The organism is Dankookia rubra (assembly GCF_004355005.1).
GTDB lineage: Bacteria > Pseudomonadota > Alphaproteobacteria > Acetobacterales > Acetobacteraceae > Paracraurococcus > Paracraurococcus ruber_A.
This window is the reverse complement of record NZ_SMSJ01000050.1, coordinates 1-16834: the sequence shown is the minus strand read 5'-3', so window position 1 is coordinate 16834 and position 16834 is coordinate 1. Positions and strand designations below refer to the sequence as shown.

Annotated in this window: 15 protein-coding genes; 4 read left to right on the top strand and 11 right to left on the bottom strand. The window is 72.6% G+C overall.

What is annotated here, in order from left to right; genetic code table 11:
• Nucleotides 1-220: 220 nt before the first annotated feature.
• The 6 genes from E2C06_RS24930 to E2C06_RS24905 form a co-directional block, all read right to left on the bottom strand.
• Entirely contained in the window at nt 221-787 is a 567-nt protein-coding gene (locus E2C06_RS24930; RefSeq protein WP_165982640.1) for an NADH-quinone oxidoreductase subunit B family protein, read from the bottom strand.
• Complete coding sequence (locus E2C06_RS24925; RefSeq protein ID WP_133291299.1) at nt 787-2289, bottom strand: hydrogenase large subunit; 1503 nt, start codon at nt 2287-2289, stop codon at nt 787-789. The genes E2C06_RS24930 and E2C06_RS24925 overlap by 1 nt, the downstream gene beginning before the upstream one ends.
• Complete coding sequence (locus tag E2C06_RS24920; protein WP_133291298.1) at nt 2286-3737, bottom strand: hydrogenase 4 subunit F; 1452 nt, start codon at nt 3735-3737, stop codon at nt 2286-2288. The genes E2C06_RS24925 and E2C06_RS24920 overlap by 4 nt, the downstream gene beginning before the upstream one ends.
• Entirely contained in the window at nt 3737-4405 is a 669-nt protein-coding gene (locus tag E2C06_RS24915) for a hydrogenase-4 component E (protein WP_133291297.1), read from the bottom strand. The genes E2C06_RS24920 and E2C06_RS24915 overlap by 1 nt, the downstream gene beginning before the upstream one ends.
• Before the next feature lie 133 nt (nt 4406-4538).
• Entirely contained in the window at nt 4539-5498 is a 960-nt protein-coding gene (locus E2C06_RS24910) for a respiratory chain complex I subunit 1 family protein (protein ID WP_241671456.1), read from the bottom strand.
• 1 nt (nt 5499) lies between these two features.
• The gene (locus tag E2C06_RS24905; RefSeq protein WP_133291296.1) at nt 5500-7581 is read right to left on the bottom strand and encodes a proton-conducting transporter transmembrane domain-containing protein; all 2082 of its coding nucleotides are present in this window, start codon (nt 7579-7581) and stop codon (nt 5500-5502) included.
• A gap of 103 nt (nt 7582-7684) precedes the next feature.
• On the opposite strand from E2C06_RS24905, the gene E2C06_RS24900 reads away from it, so the two are divergent.
• The 4 genes from E2C06_RS24900 to E2C06_RS24885 all read left to right on the top strand — a co-directional run bounded on the left by E2C06_RS24900 (nt 7685) and on the right by E2C06_RS24885 (nt 11594).
• Complete coding sequence (locus tag E2C06_RS24900; RefSeq protein WP_133291295.1) at nt 7685-8788, top strand: TRAP transporter substrate-binding protein; 1104 nt, start codon at nt 7685-7687, stop codon at nt 8786-8788.
• 63 nt (nt 8789-8851) lie between these two features.
• Complete coding sequence (locus E2C06_RS24895) at nt 8852-9400, top strand: TRAP transporter small permease subunit (protein ID WP_133291294.1); 549 nt, start codon at nt 8852-8854, stop codon at nt 9398-9400.
• A 112-nt stretch (nt 9401-9512) separates the two neighbouring features.
• On the top strand, nt 9513-10928 hold the full coding sequence (locus tag E2C06_RS24890; protein ID WP_206664681.1) for a TRAP transporter large permease: 1416 nt from the start codon (nt 9513-9515) through the stop codon (nt 10926-10928).
• Between the two features lie 123 nt (nt 10929-11051).
• Nucleotides 11052-11594 (top strand): DUF4142 domain-containing protein, encoded by a 543-nt coding sequence (locus E2C06_RS24885; protein ID WP_133291293.1) that lies wholly within the window; start codon nt 11052-11054, stop codon nt 11592-11594.
• A gap of 43 nt (nt 11595-11637) precedes the next feature.
• Here the strand turns inward: E2C06_RS24885 and E2C06_RS24880 are convergent, their stop codons facing one another.
• The 5 genes from E2C06_RS24880 to E2C06_RS24860 form a co-directional block, all read right to left on the bottom strand.
• On the bottom strand, nt 11638-13041 hold the full coding sequence (locus tag E2C06_RS24880; protein ID WP_133291292.1) for an amidase: 1404 nt from the start codon (nt 13039-13041) through the stop codon (nt 11638-11640).
• A gap of 97 nt (nt 13042-13138) precedes the next feature.
• Nucleotides 13139-14149 carry a hypothetical protein gene (locus tag E2C06_RS24875; protein WP_133291291.1) on the bottom strand — a complete coding sequence of 337 codons (1011 nt, stop codon included), beginning with the start codon at nt 14147-14149 and terminating at the stop codon, nt 13139-13141.
• Between the two features lie 108 nt (nt 14150-14257).
• On the bottom strand, nt 14258-14995 hold the full coding sequence (locus E2C06_RS24870) for a 2OG-Fe dioxygenase family protein (protein ID WP_133291290.1): 738 nt from the start codon (nt 14993-14995) through the stop codon (nt 14258-14260).
• Nucleotides 14992-15759 carry a (Fe-S)-binding protein gene (locus tag E2C06_RS24865; RefSeq protein ID WP_133291289.1) on the bottom strand — a complete coding sequence of 256 codons (768 nt, stop codon included), beginning with the start codon at nt 15757-15759 and terminating at the stop codon, nt 14992-14994. Before E2C06_RS24865 ends, E2C06_RS24870 begins: the two co-directional genes overlap by 4 nt.
• Nucleotides 15760-15926: 167 nt before the next feature.
• The coding region (locus E2C06_RS24860) for an MltA domain-containing protein (protein ID WP_133291288.1) at nt 15927-16834 on the bottom strand (908 nt) is incomplete at its 5' end.

Here is a 16834-nt window from a genome sequence, read left to right as displayed (position 1 = left end):
AACAATGCACGCGAGCGTACCGGATTGCCCGGATGTAAGCGGGCTCACATCTCCTGTTGAGATGCGGTGCGGGATGCTGGCTTCGTCGTCCTGATGCCCCTGCGGGGGTTCGGACGGACGGCGTTCGGTGGTGGCTATTTCCCGGCAAGCCATCGCCAGACTGGTAGCCCTCGGGCCGCCGACGGGCCGGCTGGATTCGTCCGGTCGGCCCGCTTCTTTTTCAGCCGGCCCCGGCCTGCCGCGGCTTCGCCGGGACCTGCGCTTCCAGCAGCGCCAGCAGCCCTTCCAGCAATTGCGCCGGCGTCGGCGGGCAACCGGGGATCACCAGGTCCACCGGCACCGCCTCGCCGATCCCGCCGAGGACCGCGTAGCTGCCGCGGAAGACGCCGCCATCCACCGCGCAGTCGCCGGCGGCGACGATGAAGCAGGGCTCCGGCGTGCAGTCACGCGTCCGCAGCAGGGCTTCCTGCATGTTGCGCGTCAGCGGCCCGGTCACCAGCAGCACGTCGGCATGGCGGGGAGAGGCGACGAAGCGCAGCCCGAAGCGCTCGAGGTCGTAGACCACGTTCTGCAGCGCGTTGATCTCCAGCTCGCAGCCGTTGCAGCTGCCGCAATCGACCTGGCGGATCGAGAGGCTGCGGCCGAGCCGCGCCTGCGCGCTTTCCTCCAGCCGGTCGCGCAGCGCCTGCACCACGCCGTCCGGGACCAACGGCGCCGGATCGGTGACCGGCTTGCCGAACAGGCCGCGCGCGAGCTGCGGCCACAGCATGCGCTTCAGCGGCTGCATCACAGGTCCACCCCGCTGTAGGAACAGTTGAAGCTCTTGTTGCAGAGCGGGAAGTCGGCGACGATGTTGCCCTCGATCGCGGCTTCCAGCAGCGGCCATTGCAGCCAGGACGGGTCGCGCGGGAAAGCGGCCCGCACCAGCCCGCCATCGTCCAGCGCGACCCAGTGCAGGCAATCCCCGCGGAAGCCCTCGACCATCCCGATCCCTTCCCCGGCGCGCTGCGGCAGGGCGCGCTGCAACTCGCCTTCCGGCAGGGCGGCGAGCAGGGCGCGGACCAGGCGGATGGCTTCGCCGAGCTCGGCGATGCGGATGCGGACGCGGGCATCGACATCGCCCTGCGTCAGCACCGGCACCACCGGCGGCACCGTGTCGTAGGGCGCGTAGGGTGCCGCGGCGCGCGCATCGAAGCCGCGGCCGGAGGCACGGCCGACATGGCCCCCCGCGGCGAAGCGCGCGACCAGCGCGGGCGCGACGATGCCGGTGCCGACCACGCGGTCCTGCAGGCTGGCATGGCCCTCGTAGATCGAGACCAGCGCGGGGATCGCCGCCTCCACCACCTCGAGCGCCGCCAGGATCGCCGCGGCGCCGGCCGGCGTCAGATCGTCCGTGACGCCGCCGGGGACCACGCGGTCCATCATCAGCCGGTGGCCGAAGGCGGCGGCGCAGGCGCGCAGCACCGCCTCGCGCAGCGCTCCGGCCCGCGCGTGCGGGAAGGCGAAGGCGGCGTCGTTGCAGACGAAGCCCCAGTCGTTCAGGTGGTTGTGGAGCCGCTCCAGCTCGGCCATCACGCCGCGCAGCGCCGCGGCGCGGGGGGAGGGCTGCACCTCCAGCGCCTGCTCCACAGCCATCGAGAACGCCCATGCATGCGCGACGGTGGAATCGCCCGAGAGCCTGGCGCCGAATTTCGCGGCGACCCGCACCGGCTTGCCGAGCATCAGCCCGATATGCCCCTTGTGCAGGTAGCCCAGGCGCTCCTCCAGCCGCGCCACCGTCTCGCCCTGGACGTGGAAGCGGAAATGCCCGGGCTCGATGATGCCGGCATGCACCGGGCCGACCGGGATCTGGTGCACGCCCTCGCCCTCGACGGCCAGGAAGACCGGCTGCGGCACCGGATAGGGGGCGGGGCCCGGCCGGGTGGAGAGCGGCGCGATGCTGGGCCAGCGGCCGTGGTCGAGCCAGGGGCGGAGGTCGACCGCGCCCTCCGCGACATGGCCCCAGAGGTCGTGGATCATCCGCTCGAGGCGCACCGCGCCGGGCCGCGCCGGCGACAGCGCGGGGTAGCGGCCATCCGGCGCGGGGCAGGAGACGAGGTGCGGCGCGCCCTCCGCCCAGAGCGCCGCATGGACCATCCCGGGATCGGCCCAGAGCCCGAGCAGGTCGGTGCTGTCCTCCCGCGCCAGGTCCTCGGCCAGGGCGCCCCATTGCGGCCGGGTCAGCAGGAAGCGCGGGACGGGGCGGCAATCCTGCGGCGAGCCGCGGCGGAGCAGGTCGGGCAGGCTCATCCCGGGATCCTCGCGGCGGCGTCGAGCAGGGCGGCGAGCGGGGCCGGCAGCGCCGCGCCGAGGGCCAGGGCAAGGCCGAGATGCAGCCAGATCGGCCCGAGCGTGGTGCGCTCGGTCCAGGCCGGGGGCGCGTCGTCGCTGTCAGGCGTCGGGTCGCCGAGGCAGAGCGCCTGCATCATGTGGATCTTCGCCGCGGCCGCGGTCAGCAGGCCGATGCCGAGCGGCAGGATGAGCCACCAGCGGGTCGCCGCGGCCTCGACCAGCAGCAGGAATTCGCTGGCGAAGAGCGCGAAGGGCGGCAGCCCGGCGACGGCGGCGATGCCGAGCGCCAGCGCCCAGCCGAGCCCGGGATGCGAGGCGGCCAGGCCGCCGATGTCGGCGACCTTCTGCGAGCCCTTCAGCTGCGCCGCATGGCCGACGCCGAAGAAGACCGCCGACTTCGCCAGCGAATGGCCGAGCATGTGCAGCAGCCCCGCGAGGTTCGCGGTCGCCCCGCCGAGGCCGAAGGCGAGCGCCGCGAGGCCCATGTGCTCGATGCTGGACCAGGCGAAGAAGCGCCGCGCGTCCCGCCGGCGCCAGAGCGCGAAGGCGGCGAGGCCGAGCGAGGCGAGGCCGAAGGCGACCAGGAAGGGGCCCGGCGCGACGGCGTCGGGATGCGCGCCGACGATCGCCTTGGCGCGCAGCACCGCGTGCAGCGCCGCGTTCAGCAGCAGGCCGGACAGCACCGCGGAGATCGCGATCGGCCCCTCGGCCTCGGCGTCCGGCAGCCAGGAATGCAGCGGCACGAGGCCGGCCTTGGTGCCGTAGCCGACGAGGAGGAAGACGAAGGCGAGGTTCAGCACGCCCGGGTCGCAGCGCGCGGCGAGGCCGTGCAGCACGGTCCATGAGAGGCCGCTGTCGCCATGGCCGACGAAGGGCTGCGCCGCCAGGTAGAGGACGATGGTGCCGAACAGCGCCAGCGCGATGCCGACGCCGCAGAGGATGAAGAGCTTCCAGGCGGCCTCGATGGCGGGCGGCGTGCCGTGCACCGCGACGATCAGCACGCTGGCCAGCGTCGCGATCTCGATCGCCACCCACATGACGCCCATGTTGTCGGCCAGCAGCGCCAGGGCCTGGGCGCCCATGAAGACCTGGAAGGCGACGTGGTAGGCGCGCAGCCGCAGCAGGTCGAAGCGCTCCGCCGCGATGGCGCCGAGCGAGAAGACCGCGGTGGTCAGGCCGACTAGGAAGGACAGCACCACCAACGGCAGGTTCAGCGCATCGACATGCGTCCAGCCCTGGGTGCCGCCGGGATGCCAGAGCAGCAGCAGCGAGAGCACGAAGCCGGCGGCGGAGACGGCGATGTTGGCGAGCGCCGCGGGCCGCTCCCGCGGCAGCGCCACCAGCAGCAGCGCCCCCACCCAGGGCAGGAAGACCAGCGCCCAAGGCAGCGGGAAGCCGGCGGGCATCAGGGGCTTTCCCCGCGGTGGCGCTCGAGGAAGCCGATGTCGACGGTGTCGAAGCGTTCGCGGATCTGGAAGACGAAGACGCCGCCGACCACCAGCAGCATCATCACCAGCGCGGCGGTGGAGAGCTCCACCACCAGCGGCATGCCGGCGACGCCGACCGCGGCCAGGATCAGCCCGTTCTCCAGCGTCATCAGCCCGACCACCTGCAGGATGGCATTGCGCCGGGTGATCATCATCAGCATCCCGAGCAGCACGACGGACAGCGCCAGCGCCAGGTCCTCCCGCGCAATGGCGCGGACGCCGGCGGTGATCGGCAGCACCACCAGGATGGCCAGCGCCACCAGCGCCACGCCGGCGATCATGCTGGGCCCGACGCCGAGCGCGGTCTCCACCGTGCGGTGCAGGTCGAGCCGGCGCAGCAGGTGGCGGAGCGCCAGCGGGATCAGCACCGCCTTGGCGGCGAAGGCGATCAGCGCCGTTAGGAAGAGCTGCGGCGCATCCTGCACCACGCCCTGCCAGGCGGCGGCGGCGGCCAGGATGCCGCCCTGCATCGCCAGCGCGTTGATCACCGCGCCGACCCGGCGCTGGTAGAGCAGCATGAAGGACAGCAGCAGCATCCCCCCGCCGAGGAGATGCGCGACGTCGTAGGGGAGCTGGCCGAAGGTCATTGTGTCATGCCCCCAAGCGGCGGGCGGGCGCATCCGCGCCCTGGCCTTCCGCGCGACTGCGCGCGGGCCGCAGAACCGGCCTCGGCGCGCGAAGGCGCGCGCCGTCCGCGTTCTGGCCCTGCCGCCGGCACCATCACGCCAGCCCCGTCGAGACGAAGAGCAGCGCCGCCGCCAGCAGCGCCAGCAGCAGCGCGGCGCCGAGGAACTCCGGCACGCGGAAGACCCGCATCTTGGCGATCGCGCTCTCGAAGCCCGCCAGGCCGAGGCACATCGCGCCCATCTTCGCCAGCCAGGCGACCAGCCCGGCCGCCCAGGCCAGCGGGCCGCTCGCCTCCGGCGCCGCGCCGAAGGGCAGGAAGACGGCGACCAGCAGCGACAGCCACAATGTCAGCCTCAGCGCCGACTGGTATTCCCACAAGGCCAGGTGCCGGCCGCTGCTCTCGAGCAGCATCGCCTCGTGCACCATGGTCAGCTCCAGGTGGGTCGCCGGGTTGTCCACGGGGATGCGGGCATTCTCGGCGACGGCGACCGCCAGCATCGCCATCGCCGCCAGGGCGAGCGAAACGCGCAGGCCGAGCGCGCCGTCGCGGATGGTGGTGGCGATCAGGTCGAGGTTGGTGGTCCCGGCGAGGATCGCGAAGGTCAGCACGCAGAGCAGCAGGGCCGGCTCGGCGAAAACCGCGAAGCTCATCTCCCGCGCCGCGCCGAGCCCGCCGAAGGCAGTGCCGACATCCATCCCGGCGAGTGCCAGCGCCATCCGGGCGAAGGCCAGCAGCCCGGCCAGCAGGATCAGGTCCGACAAGGGCGCGAAGGCCATGCCCCGCGCGAAGCTCGGCACCAGGGCGATCGCCACCAGGCAGGCGGCGAAGCCGGCATAGGGCGCGGCCTCCGAGACGAGGGAGGCGTTCTCCGCCAGCACCGGCGTCTTGCGCAGCAGCTTGTCGAGGTCGCGCGCCGGCTGCAGCGGGGAGGCGCCCCGCCTGCCCATCATCCGTGCCTTCAGCCAGCGCGTCACGCCGACCACCAGCGGCGCGGCGGCCAGCATCAGCGCGAGGTGCAGCACCTGGGTCAGGATGGCACCGAAGGTCTCCACCTCAGCCCGCCTCCAGCCAGGCCAGCAGGGCGAGCAGCCCGACCAGGGCGGCGAAGCTGAGCGAGAGGCATTGCCGTATCGTCAGGTCGCGCAGCCGTTCCGCCTGGGCGGCGATGCGGTCGCGCAGCGCCGCGGCGGGGGCGATCAGCAGCGGGCCGGAGGGATCCTCGAAGCTGCTGGCATAGTGGCCGGGGCGGGTTTCGCCGGGGCGCGGCATCTCGACGCTCTCGCGCGCGCGCAGCAGGTTCTCCCCCAGCATCCGGCGCAGCGGCTGGGCGATGCCGCCGGCGGAAGGCTGGGCCAGCGGGTCGCCGAAGGGGCCGAAGGGCCCGTCGATGAAGCCGCAATTCCAGACCGGGCCGCGCTGGGTGGCATTGGGCGACCGCCGCCGGACCAGCAGCGCCACGCCGAGGAAGGCGACGGCCAGCAGCAGGGCGACGGCAAGCGGGGCATAGCCCGCGGCGCCCTCGCCCGCGGTCAGCCAGGCGCCGCGCGCCGGGGCCTCGGCCGGGCGGCCGGTCAGCACCCGCAGCGCCGGCGCGGCGAGGCCGAGCAGCACCCCGGGGAAGAGGCCGAGGAGCAGGGTGAGCGCGGTCGGCAGCAGCAGGGCGCCGCGCTCGATGGCGGAGACCTCCTCGGCGCCGGCGCCGCGCGGGCTGCGCGGACGGCCGAGGAAGACCAGGCCGAACAGGCGCAGCATGGCCGCCGCGGCCAGCGCCGCCGCCATGGCGGCGATCGCCGCGGCGGCGGCGGTGATGACCTGGAAGCCGATGTCGCTGACCCGCCAGCCCGCCAGCAGCGACTGCAGCAGCAGCCATTCCGAGGCGAAGCCCGAGAGCGGCGGCAGGGAAGCGGCGGCGGCGGCCCCGACCAGGGCGCAGCCGGCGGTGACCGGCATGGCATGGATCAGCCCGCCGAGCCGGTCGAGCCTGCGGCTGCCCGCGCCGTGCAGCACGGCCCCCGCGACGAGGAAGAGCAGGGTCTTGAAGACGCCGTGGTTCAGCGCGTGCAGCAGCGCCGCGCCGGCGGCCAGCGCCGCCAGCGGGCCGAGGTCGGCCCCGCGGAAGGCCAGCGCCAGGCCGAGGCCGAGCACGACGAAGCCGATGTTCTCGATGGTCGAGCAGGCCAGCAGGGTCTTGCTGTCGTCCTCGAGGTTGGCCCGCAGCGCGCCGAGCAGCGCCGACCCCGCGCCCAGCACCAGCAGCGGGATGCCCCACCAGGACGGCTGCGCCGGGCCGCAGAGGTCGAGCAGCAGCCGCGCCAGCACGTAGACCGCGACCTTGGTCATGGCGCCCGACATCAGCGCCGAAACGTGGCTCGGCGCCGCCGGATGGGCCAGCGGCAGCCAGGCATGGAAGGGCACGAGGCCGGCCTTGGCCCCGGCCCCGGCCAGGGCCAGGGCCAGGACGGCGGCCGCGCCCCAGCCCTCGGGCGGCGCGGCGCGCATCGCCTCGAAGGTGATGCCGCCGGCATTGCCGGCGAGCAGGCCGAAGGCCGGCACCAGGCAGCCGCCGGCCAGCACCGCGAAGATCAGGTAGAGCCGCGCCGCCGCCCGGTTCTCCGGCTTTTCGTGGTCGGCCGCGACCAGCGCCCAGGACACCAGCGACATGAGCTCGAAGCCCAGCAGCAGGACGAAGGCGTCGGTGGCGGCGAGGGTCAGCGCCATGCCGGCGAGGAAGAGCGGGAAGGGCGGCAGCGTCCGCGCCGGGCCGGGGGGGTGGCCGAGGGCGAAGAACGAGGCGCAGGCACCGGTGACGCCGAGCAGCAGCAGGAACCAGGCGGACAGCCCGTCGAGCCCGAGCCGCGCTGCCGCCCAGGGCGGGCCGAAGGGCAGGACCAGCGGCTCGGCCGGGGCGCCGGCGAGCAGGGCGGTGAGCGCCACCGCAACAAACCCGAGTGCCACGATCAGGCATCCGCCGTGGACGAGCCGCCCCGCCTGGCGGTGGCGGCCCAGCGGCACCGCCAGGGCACCGAGCAGGACCAGGACCCCGAGGCAGAGGGCTAGCGCCGTCAGCACGGCGACGGGAGGCGGGCTTTCACGGGACCGAGTGTAGCCGCCGGCCCCGAGCGGCGCGAGGGCCACAGACGCGTACCGAGTCGAAACACACCCTTAACTTTCCAGCACCGAGAGTTTAGGTACGCGCCTGCGGCTCCCGCTTGGGGGCGCCAGGGAGAATTTCGCTACCATGGACCGTCGCGGTTTCATCGCCGGCGGGACCCTTCTCGGGTCCGCCGCGCTGGCTACGCCCGCTCTTGCCCAGGGCACGCTGCCGGAGATCCGCTGGCGCTGCGCTTCCTCCTTCCCCAAGTCGCTCGACACCATCTACGGCGCCGGCGAGCACGTGGCGAAGCGGGTCGCGGCGCTGACGGACGGGAAATTCCAGATCCGCGTCTTCGCCGCCGGCGAGCTGGTGCCGGGCCTGGCGGTCGCGGATGCGGTGCAGGGCGGCACGGTGGAATGCGCCCATACCGCCAGCTACTACTTCGTCGGCAAGGACCCGACCTTCGCCTTCGACGGCGCCATTCCCTTCGGGATGAACATGCGCCAGACCAGCGCCTGGCTGAATGCCGGTGGCGGGCGCGAGCTGCTGCGCGACTTCTTCGCCGGCTACAGCATGGTCTCGCTGCCCGCCGGCAACACCGGCGCGCAGATGGGCGGCTGGTTCCGCAAGGAGATCCGCACCGTCCAGGACCTGAACGGGCTGAAGATGCGGATCGGCGGCTTCGCCGGGAACGTGCTGCAGAAGCTCGGCGTGGTGCCGCAGCAGATCGCCGGCGGCGACATCTACCCCTCGCTGGAGAAGGGGACGATCGATGCCGCGGAATGGGTTGGCCCCTATGACGACGAGAAGCTCGGCTTCCAGCGCGTCGCGCCCTTCTACTACTACCCCGGCTGGTGGGAGGGCGCGCTGAACCTGTCCTTCTACGTCGGCAAGTCGAAGTGGGAGGAACTGCCGCAGCAGTACAAGGACGCGCTCGAGAGCGCCTGCCGCGACAGCACGATCGAGACCATGGCGAAGTACGACGTGCAGAACCCGCAGGCGCTGCGCCGGCTGGTTGCGGCCGGCACCCAGCTTCGCCCCTTCCCGCGGGAGGTAATGCAGGCCTGCTACAAGGCAGCCTTCGAGCTCTACGACGAGACCGCGGCGAAGAACGAGAATTTCCGTAAGGTCTACGAACCGTGGAAGGCCTTCCGCGACAGCCAGTTCCAATGGTTCCGGGTTGCCGAGAGCACATTCGACAATTTCGTTTACTTCATGCACGCTCAGGAACAGCAACAGCGCCGCTGAGACGCTGGTCCGGTGCTGCCCCCGCCGCGGCGGGGGCGGGCCACAGGGAGGTTAGGTCTAAAGATGGGTCCCCTGCTCGCCTTCAGTCGCGGCGTGGACAGGCTGAACGCCGCGATCGGCAAGCTGGCCGACTGGGCGGTCCTGCTTGCCTGCGCGATCAGCGCCGGCAACGCCTTCGTCCGCTACGGCATCTCCTACTCCTCCAACGCCTGGCTGGAGGTGCAGTGGTACCTCTTCGGCGCCACGGTGATGCTGGGGGCGTCCTACACGCTGTTCCGCAATGAGCACGTGCGGGTCGACATCCTCTACAGCAACATCTCGGAGCGCGCCCGGCTCTGGGTCGATGTCTTCGGCTTCATCTGCTTCATGCTGCCGGCGGTGACCCTGCTGGCCTGGATGACCTGGCCCTTCTTCGTCGACAGCTTCGTCCGCAGCGAGGGCTCGCCCAATGCCGGCGGCCTGCTGCGCTGGCCGGTGAAGATCCTGCTGCCGGTCGGCTTCTTCCTGCTGTCGCTGCAGGGGCTGTCGGAGCTGATCAAGCGCATCGCCCTGCTGCGCGGGGTGCAGCCGGATGCCGAGGTGGTGGTCGAATACCACCGGCCCGAGCAATGATCAGGACCACCGACCGCATCATGGTTTGGCGGGCCGATCGACGGCTCCGGGCTTCGCCGCCCGCCGCCGATCGGACCTCGCCCGCCACCGCCCGCCAGGACGCCCCCGCCCAATGACCATCGACATGGACGTGATGGCGCCGCTGATGTTCGGCGGCCTCGTGCTCTTCCTCCTGCTCGGCTTCCCCGTGGCCTTCAGCCTCTCGGCGGTCGGACTGTTCTTCGGCTTCATCTCGATCGAGCTGGGCTTCTTCACCAGCGCCTATCTCGGCAACCTGCCGCTCAGGGTCTTCGGCATCGTCCAAAACGACCTGCTGCTGTCGATCCCCTTCTTCACCCTGATGGGCGCGATCCTGGAACGCTGCGGCCTGGCGGAGGACCTGCTCGAGGGCACCGGGCAGCTCTTCGGCAAGGTCCCGGGCGGGCTCGCCTATGCCGTCATCCTGGTCGGCGCCGTGCTCGGCGCAATCACCGGCACGGTCGCCGCCTCGGTCATCGCCATGGGCATGATCAGCCTGCCGATCATGATGAAGTACGGCTACGACATGCGGATCGCCACCGGCGTGATCGCGGCCTCGGGCACCATCACCCAGGTCATCCCGCCTTCGCTGGTGCTGATCGTGCTCGGCGACCAGCTCGGCAAGTCGGTCGGCGACATGTATGCCGGCGCCATCGGCCCCAGCATCCTGCAGATCCTGCTGTTCATCGCCTTCATCATCGGCGTCGCCATCTTCGCCCCGCACAAGGTCCCGCCCCTGCCGGACGAGGCGCTGACGATGCGCGGCTGGCCGCTGTACTGGAAGGTGGCCAAGGGCATGGTGCCCTCCATCGTGCTGATCTTCCTCGTGCTCGGCACCATCTTCATGGGCCTCGCCACGCCGACCGAGGCGGGCGCCATGGGCGCGGTCGGCGCGGTCGGGCTGGCCATCGCCAACAACCGCTTCTCCTGGGACCTGCTCTGGCAGGCGACCCAGAACACCATGCGCATCACCGCCATGGTCATCTTCATCCTGATCGGCGCGACCGTGTTCTCCCTGGTCTTCCAGGGCGTCGACGGCTCGATCTGGATCGAGCACCTGATGTCGAAGCTGCCGGGCGGGCAGACCGGCTTCCTGATCTTCAGCCAGATCTTCATCTTCCTGCTGGCCTTCTTCCTCGACTTCTTCGAGATCGCCTTCATCATCATCCCGCTGCTGGCCCCGGTCGCGGCCAAGCTCGGCATCGACCTGGTCTGGTTCGGCGTGCTGATCTGCGTGAACATGCAGACCAGCTTCATGCACCCGCCCTTCGGCTTCGCGCTGTTCTACCTCCGCGGCATCGCGCCGAAGGAGGTCCGCAGCAGCGACATCTACTGGGGCGCCATCCCCTGGGTCGTGCTGCAGCTGATCCTGGTGGCGATCGTCATCTTCTGGCCTGAGAGCGTGACCTACTGGATCGACAAGGGCACCGGCGTCGACCCGAGCACCGTCCGCATCGAGGTGCCGCTGCCCGACCTGCCGGAGGACGACGCGCCACCCGTCTTCAAGTAGCGCCGTCGTCCGGCAGGGCGGTCCGATCCCGCCCTGAACGGTTCCCGCTTCGGCACGTTGGCATCCCGGGCGGCGGGCGTGTCCCGCCGGCCGCCCCCTCGTGCCAAAGGGAAGGGAATCATCATGGATCGCAGATGGGGAATCGCCTTCGTGCTGCTGGGCCTGGCCGGCTGCGCGGAAACCCAGCGTGGCGCCGACACGGTCGCCGCCGCCGCCGCCGCGCAGGTCAATCCCACCCTCTCCACCAGCGACGCCAGCTTCATGACAACGGCCGGGCGCGGCGGCATCGCCGAGGTGCAGATGGCCCAGCTCGCCGAGCGCAACGGCCGGTCCCCCGCGGTGAAGCGCTTCGCCCGCAGGATGATCGAGGACCACGGCGCGGCCAACCAGGCCATGGCGGAGCTGGCCCGGCGCAAGCAGACCTCGCCGCCCGAGACCATGGGGGCCGGCCAGCAGCAGACCTATGACCGGCTGGCGGCGCTGCAGGGCCGGGCCTTCGACCGCGCCTATGCCGAGGCCATGGTGGCCGACCACCAGGAAGACCTGCAGCTCTTCCGCACCGAAGCCGCGGAAGGCACCGACCCCGAGGTGAAGGCGATGGCCGCGCGCCACGTGCCGATGCTGCAGGAGCACCTGCGCATGGCCCAGGCGCTGCCGCGGAAGTAGCCGCCGAAGCCGTGCCGGGGGCTGGCCCCGGCGCGGCGGGCGCTCAGCGCGGGTCGACCGGGGTCGGCATCGGGCAGGCGGCCTCGATCGCCTCCGCCGCCGCCAGGGCCAGGTCCTCGCGCCAGCGCGGCGCCACCACCTGCACGCCCATCGGCAGGCCATCGACCAGGCCGGTCGGCACCGCGACGCTCGGCAGGCCGAGATGCACCGTCGGGAACAAGGGCCCCTGCGCCCTGAACACCCGGGCGAAGTCGGTCTCGTCCAATCCCTGTTCGAAGGGCGGCTCGGCCGAGACCGGGACCAGCAGCAGCGGCCAGTCCCGCATCCAGCCGGCCCAGGCGCGCTGGTGCGTCGCCTTGGCCGCCAGCAGCCGCATCCATTCGGGCAGGGTCGGCTCCGGCGTCCCCGCCATGTTGGCGAAGATCGCGCGGGCCCTGGCATCGGCGAGCGTCTCGAAGCCCTCCCGCATGAAGACCATCGCCTCGGCATGGATGAAGGCGTTCCAGTCCTCGGCCACCGCGGCGAAGCCGGGCGGCGCCGCCTCCTCCACCAGGTAGCCGGCGCGGGCCAGCGCCTGGCCGGCGGCGGCGACCGCGGCGGCGACCGCCGGGTGCACGCCCGTCCCCATCGGGTCCGGGCAGAGCGCGACGCGGAGCGGCCCGGGCAGGGCCGGCCCTTCCAGCGGCACCGGCGCCTGCCAGGGGTCGCGCCAGTCGGGCGCGGCCATCGCCGCCAGCGCCAGCCGCAGGTCGCCGACCCGCCGCGCCAGCGGCCCCTGGGTCGAGAGGATCTGGGCCGAGAGCGGGCGTTCCGCCCTGGCCCCCGGATTGAAGGCCGGGATGCGGCCGAGCGATGGCCGCAGCCCCGCCACCCCGCAGGCATAGGCGGGGTAGCGGACCGACCCGCCGATGTCGTTGCCATGCGCGACGGCGCCGATCCCGGCCGCCACGGCCGCGGCGGCGCCGCCCGAGGAGCCGCCCGGGGTATGCCCGGCATTCCAGGGGTTCAGGGTCTTGCCGTGCAGGTCGTTGTCGGTGAACCAGCGCCAGGAAAAGGCCGGGGTATTGGTCCGGCCGAGGATGACGGCGCCGGCGCGGCGCAGGTTGCCGACCACGGCGCTGTCCTCGGGCGCGATCGCGTCCTTGAAGGCGACCACGCCGTTGGTGGTGGCGCGGCCGGCCATGTCGGCATTCACCTTCACCGTGACCGGCACGCCGTGCAGCGGGCCGAGCGCGTCGCCGCGGGCCCGCGCCGCGTCCGCCGCATCCGCGGCCTCGAGGGCAAGCTCCGGCAGCGGGTCCACCACCGCGTTGATCGCCGGGTTCACCGCTGCCATGCGGGCCAGCGCGGCCTCCGTCGCCTCGCGCGCCGAAAGGGCGCCGAGCCGGATGGCGCGGGCGATGTCGGCGGCGTCCCAGCGCCAGGTCTCGGGGGGGAGGTGCTGCATCGGGGGGCGGGTCCTTCGCCTGCTGATCCCGCCCAGCCTGCGGCAGGTCGGCCGGGAGGGAAACCTCCCCCCGGCCCGGCCGCCCCTTCGCTTTGGGTCAGCCGAGGATGAAGTCGCCCGCCGCCAGCAGCGGCGCGCCGCGCAGGGTGATCGACATGTCGGCGCTGCTGTCGCCGTCGACGTCGACGCGCAGCGTGCCGGAGCCGTCGCCCCATTCCCAGATGCCCCAGGCCTTCACCGGGCCATCGGGGTCGATCCCCGCCCAGTGCAGTGCGGCGGGACGCTCCGCGCCGACCAGGGCGACGTCCGAAAGGTCGATCCGGTCGCCGGCCTGCCAGTCCAGCGTGACGGGCGCGTATTTCGGGCTGTCGGCGACGGCGTTGAAATCCCAGACCCGGCCGCCCCCGGCCGGGTCGCCGCCCCCCGTGTTGCCCGGGCCGGAATCGCCCGGGCCGGCGACGCCCGCCCCGCCGGCCAGCGTCGCGACCGTGCCCGCCATGATGTCCGCCAGGCGCCCGGCGACCGCGTAGCTGTCCCAGTAGCCGATATGCCCGTTGGGCGGGTAGCCGGGCCCGTCCATCGCCAGGCCCTGCAGCGCGCCGGGGTCGAAGCGGGCATTGAAGCCCGGATCGGCCGAGAGCCGCGCCATCCCCGCCTGGATCGCCTCCGGGCTGCCGGAGGCGGTGAAGGGATAATCGACATAGGTGAACTCGTAGGGCGTGGTCGCCGCGCCCTGGCCGAGCGCGTCCCGCACCAGCGCCGCATCCGCCTGCACCGCGGCGACCCACCGGTCGGTCGTCACGTCCGGCGTATTGCCGTCGTACTCGTTGTGCATCCAGAGGGTGATGGTGGGATTGTCGCGGATATCGGCCGACTGGTTGCCGATGAAGGTGAGCAGGCCCTGCTGCTCCCCGTCGCGCGGCCAGTCGAGGAAGCCGGTCGCCGAATACATGGTGCTGGTGTCGGTGTCGTATTCCGCCAGCAGGTGGATGTCGGTCCCCGGAACCCTGGCTTCGAGCTGCTGCTCGAGGCTGGCGGCGGCGCCGAAGGCGGTGAAGAGCAAGGCATTGCTCTGCCCGCGGATGAGTAGGTTGATGTCCGTCGCCATGCCGGCCTTCCGTGCTGCGCCCGCTGCCGGGCTGGGTTCACCACGGAAACTTAAGTACGGTTTGAAAAGCTAAAAGAACATTTCTGCTTGATGCGGGGGCGGAAAGCCTCAGCCCGGCAGCCCGCGCTTCCAGGTGATGACCAGCACGTCGCGGCAGGAGGGCAGCGCCGGATCCAGCGGCGCCACCGGCGTCACCCCGTGCATCACCCGCGCATCCTCGATGAAGGCGGCATCGAGCCGGTCGAGCAGGGTGAAGCGGGCGAGCTCGCCGCCGGCGTCGTCGGTGATCAGCGTCTCGCCGCCCGCCAGGTTGGTGCGGGCGATCATGCCGATCAGCACGTAGTCGACGCCGTCGTGGTGGGCGCCCTCGGGCGTCGGGAAGCCGGGGGCGCCGGCCACGGCCTCGATGCGGAACTGGTGCACCTCGACGAACCAGTCGGTCCCCGGGCTGCGCGCATCGGCGACGGCACGGCCGAGGTCGAGCAGCCTCTGCAAGGGCGCGCCGGCGGCGACCGCATCCTCCATCGGGCCGAACCAGCGTTCGACGCCGCCATTCAGCGTGTTGTGGACCACCGCCTGGAAATGCGGCCGGTGCGGGCCGCGGAGATGGCCGGGCCGGCCGGCGCGGGCGGCGAAATTGGCGATCCGCCGCCGCCGGTAGCGGCCGCCATCGGCCATGAAGCCGTCGGTCTCGAGCCGCTCCCAGCTCGCGGCGAAGTCGTCGAGCGCGGCGGCCGGCAGGGCCAGCCGCGCCGTCATCGCGGCGCCCGGCACCAGGGCGTAGCCGTGCTCGGTGATCGCCTGCAGCAGCGGGTCGCCGGCGGGCAGGGAAAGGGCTGCGCTCATTCCGCCTCGCCGATCGCCGGCGCCTCCCGGGTGCGGCCGGCGAGGACTTCCGCGACGTGGCGCACCTTCACCGGCGTGCCCTCCCGCTTCAGCCGCCCGGCCATGTTCAGCAGGCAGCCCATGTCGCCGGCCAGCAGCGTGTCGGCGCCGGTCGAGGCGATGGACTTGGTCTTGTCGGTCACCATCCGGGTCGAGATGTCCGGGTACTTCACGCAGAAGGTGCCGCCGAAGCCGCAGCAGATCTCGGCATCCGGCATCTCCTTCAGGGTCACGCCCGGCATCCCGGCCAGGAGCTTGCGCGGCTGCGCCTTGACGCCGAGCTCGCGCAGGCCGGAGCAGCTGTCGTGGTAGGTGACGACGCCGTCGAAGGCGGCCTTGACGCTCTCGACCCCGAGCACGTCGGTGAGGAACGACACCAGCTCGAAGGTCTTGGCGGCCAGCGCCTCCGACCTGCCGCGGTAGTGCGGGTCGTCGTCGAAGAGGCCGGGATAGTGGTGCGAGATCTGCCCGCCGCAGGACCCCGACGGCACCACGGTATAGTCGTAGGGCAGGAAGGCATCGACCACGGCGCGGGCGAGGTCCTTCGCGGTGGCGCGGTCGCCGGTGTTGTAGGCGGGCTGGCCGCAGCAGGTCTGGGCGTCCGGCACCTCGACCAGGCAGCCGGCATCCTCCAGCAGCTTGATGGCCGAGAAACCCACATTCGGCCGGTAGAGGTCGACGAGGCAGGTGACGAAGAGCGCGACGCGCGGCCGGGTCTGGAGCATGGGGCAATCTAGGTGCGGGGGGGTGGCGGAAGGAAGGCCGTGGGACCGGTATTCTCCCCGGACCCCTCATCTATTTCTGCGCACAGGCACCCTCCGCGTGGCGAGCGCCGACTCCCAGAAGGGAAGGGTGGGGTCCGGGGCGGGAATACCTGTTTTCCTCCCCGGCCTTACTCCGCCCGCGGCACCAGCACCCACATCGCCGCCGCCTCCCGCATCGGCCCTGCCCGCGTCGCGGCGTCCGCGTCCCAGCCCCAGAACAGGTCGCCGCGGCCCGGCCCGCGGATCGCCCCGCCGGTGTCCTGGGCCTGCACCAGCCGCCGGATCGGCCTGCCGTCCAGCGGGTCCCGCGTCACCAGCCAGATGGGTGCGCCCAGCGGCACCTGCGCCGCATCCACCGCCAGCGACCGCCCCGGCGTCAGCGGCGCGCCGAGCGTCCCGGGCGGCCCCTGGTCCGGCCGCAGCGCCTCGTCCCGGTGGAAGAAGACGTAGCTCGGGTTCTCCCGCAGCAGCGCCGCGGCCTCCTCCGGCGGCGCCGCGGCCAGCCAGGCGCGGATCGCCTGCATCGACATCGCCTCCCGCGCCACCGCGCCGCGCTCGATCAGCCGGCGGCCGATGGGGACGTAGGGGTGCCCGTTCTTGCCGGCATAGAGCAGCCGCAGCAGCCCGCCATCCGGCAGCAGCACCCGGCCGGAGCCCTGGATCTGCAGGAAGAAGGCCTCGACCGGATCGGCATAGGCGAGGTGCGGCGCGAGCCCGGCCAGCGCCCCCGCCTCGATCGCCGCCCGGTCGGGCAGCGGCGTGCCATCCGGCGGGGGGCCGCGCAGCGGAGTCGGGTGGGCGGCATCCGGGGCGAGGCGGCCGGACAGCTCCGGCTCGTAATAGCCGGTCAGCAGCCCGGGCGTGGCGGGCAGGACCGCGAATCGGCGCTCGAGGAAATCGCGTTCGCCGCCCGGCGGCACCAGCGCCGCCTCGGCGCAGGCCCGCGCCCAATCGGCCGGGCGGCCGCCGCGCGCCGCGGCGTCCCCGGCGCCGCCCAGGCTCTCGTCCGGGTCGCGCCGCGCCAGCGCCTGGCAGC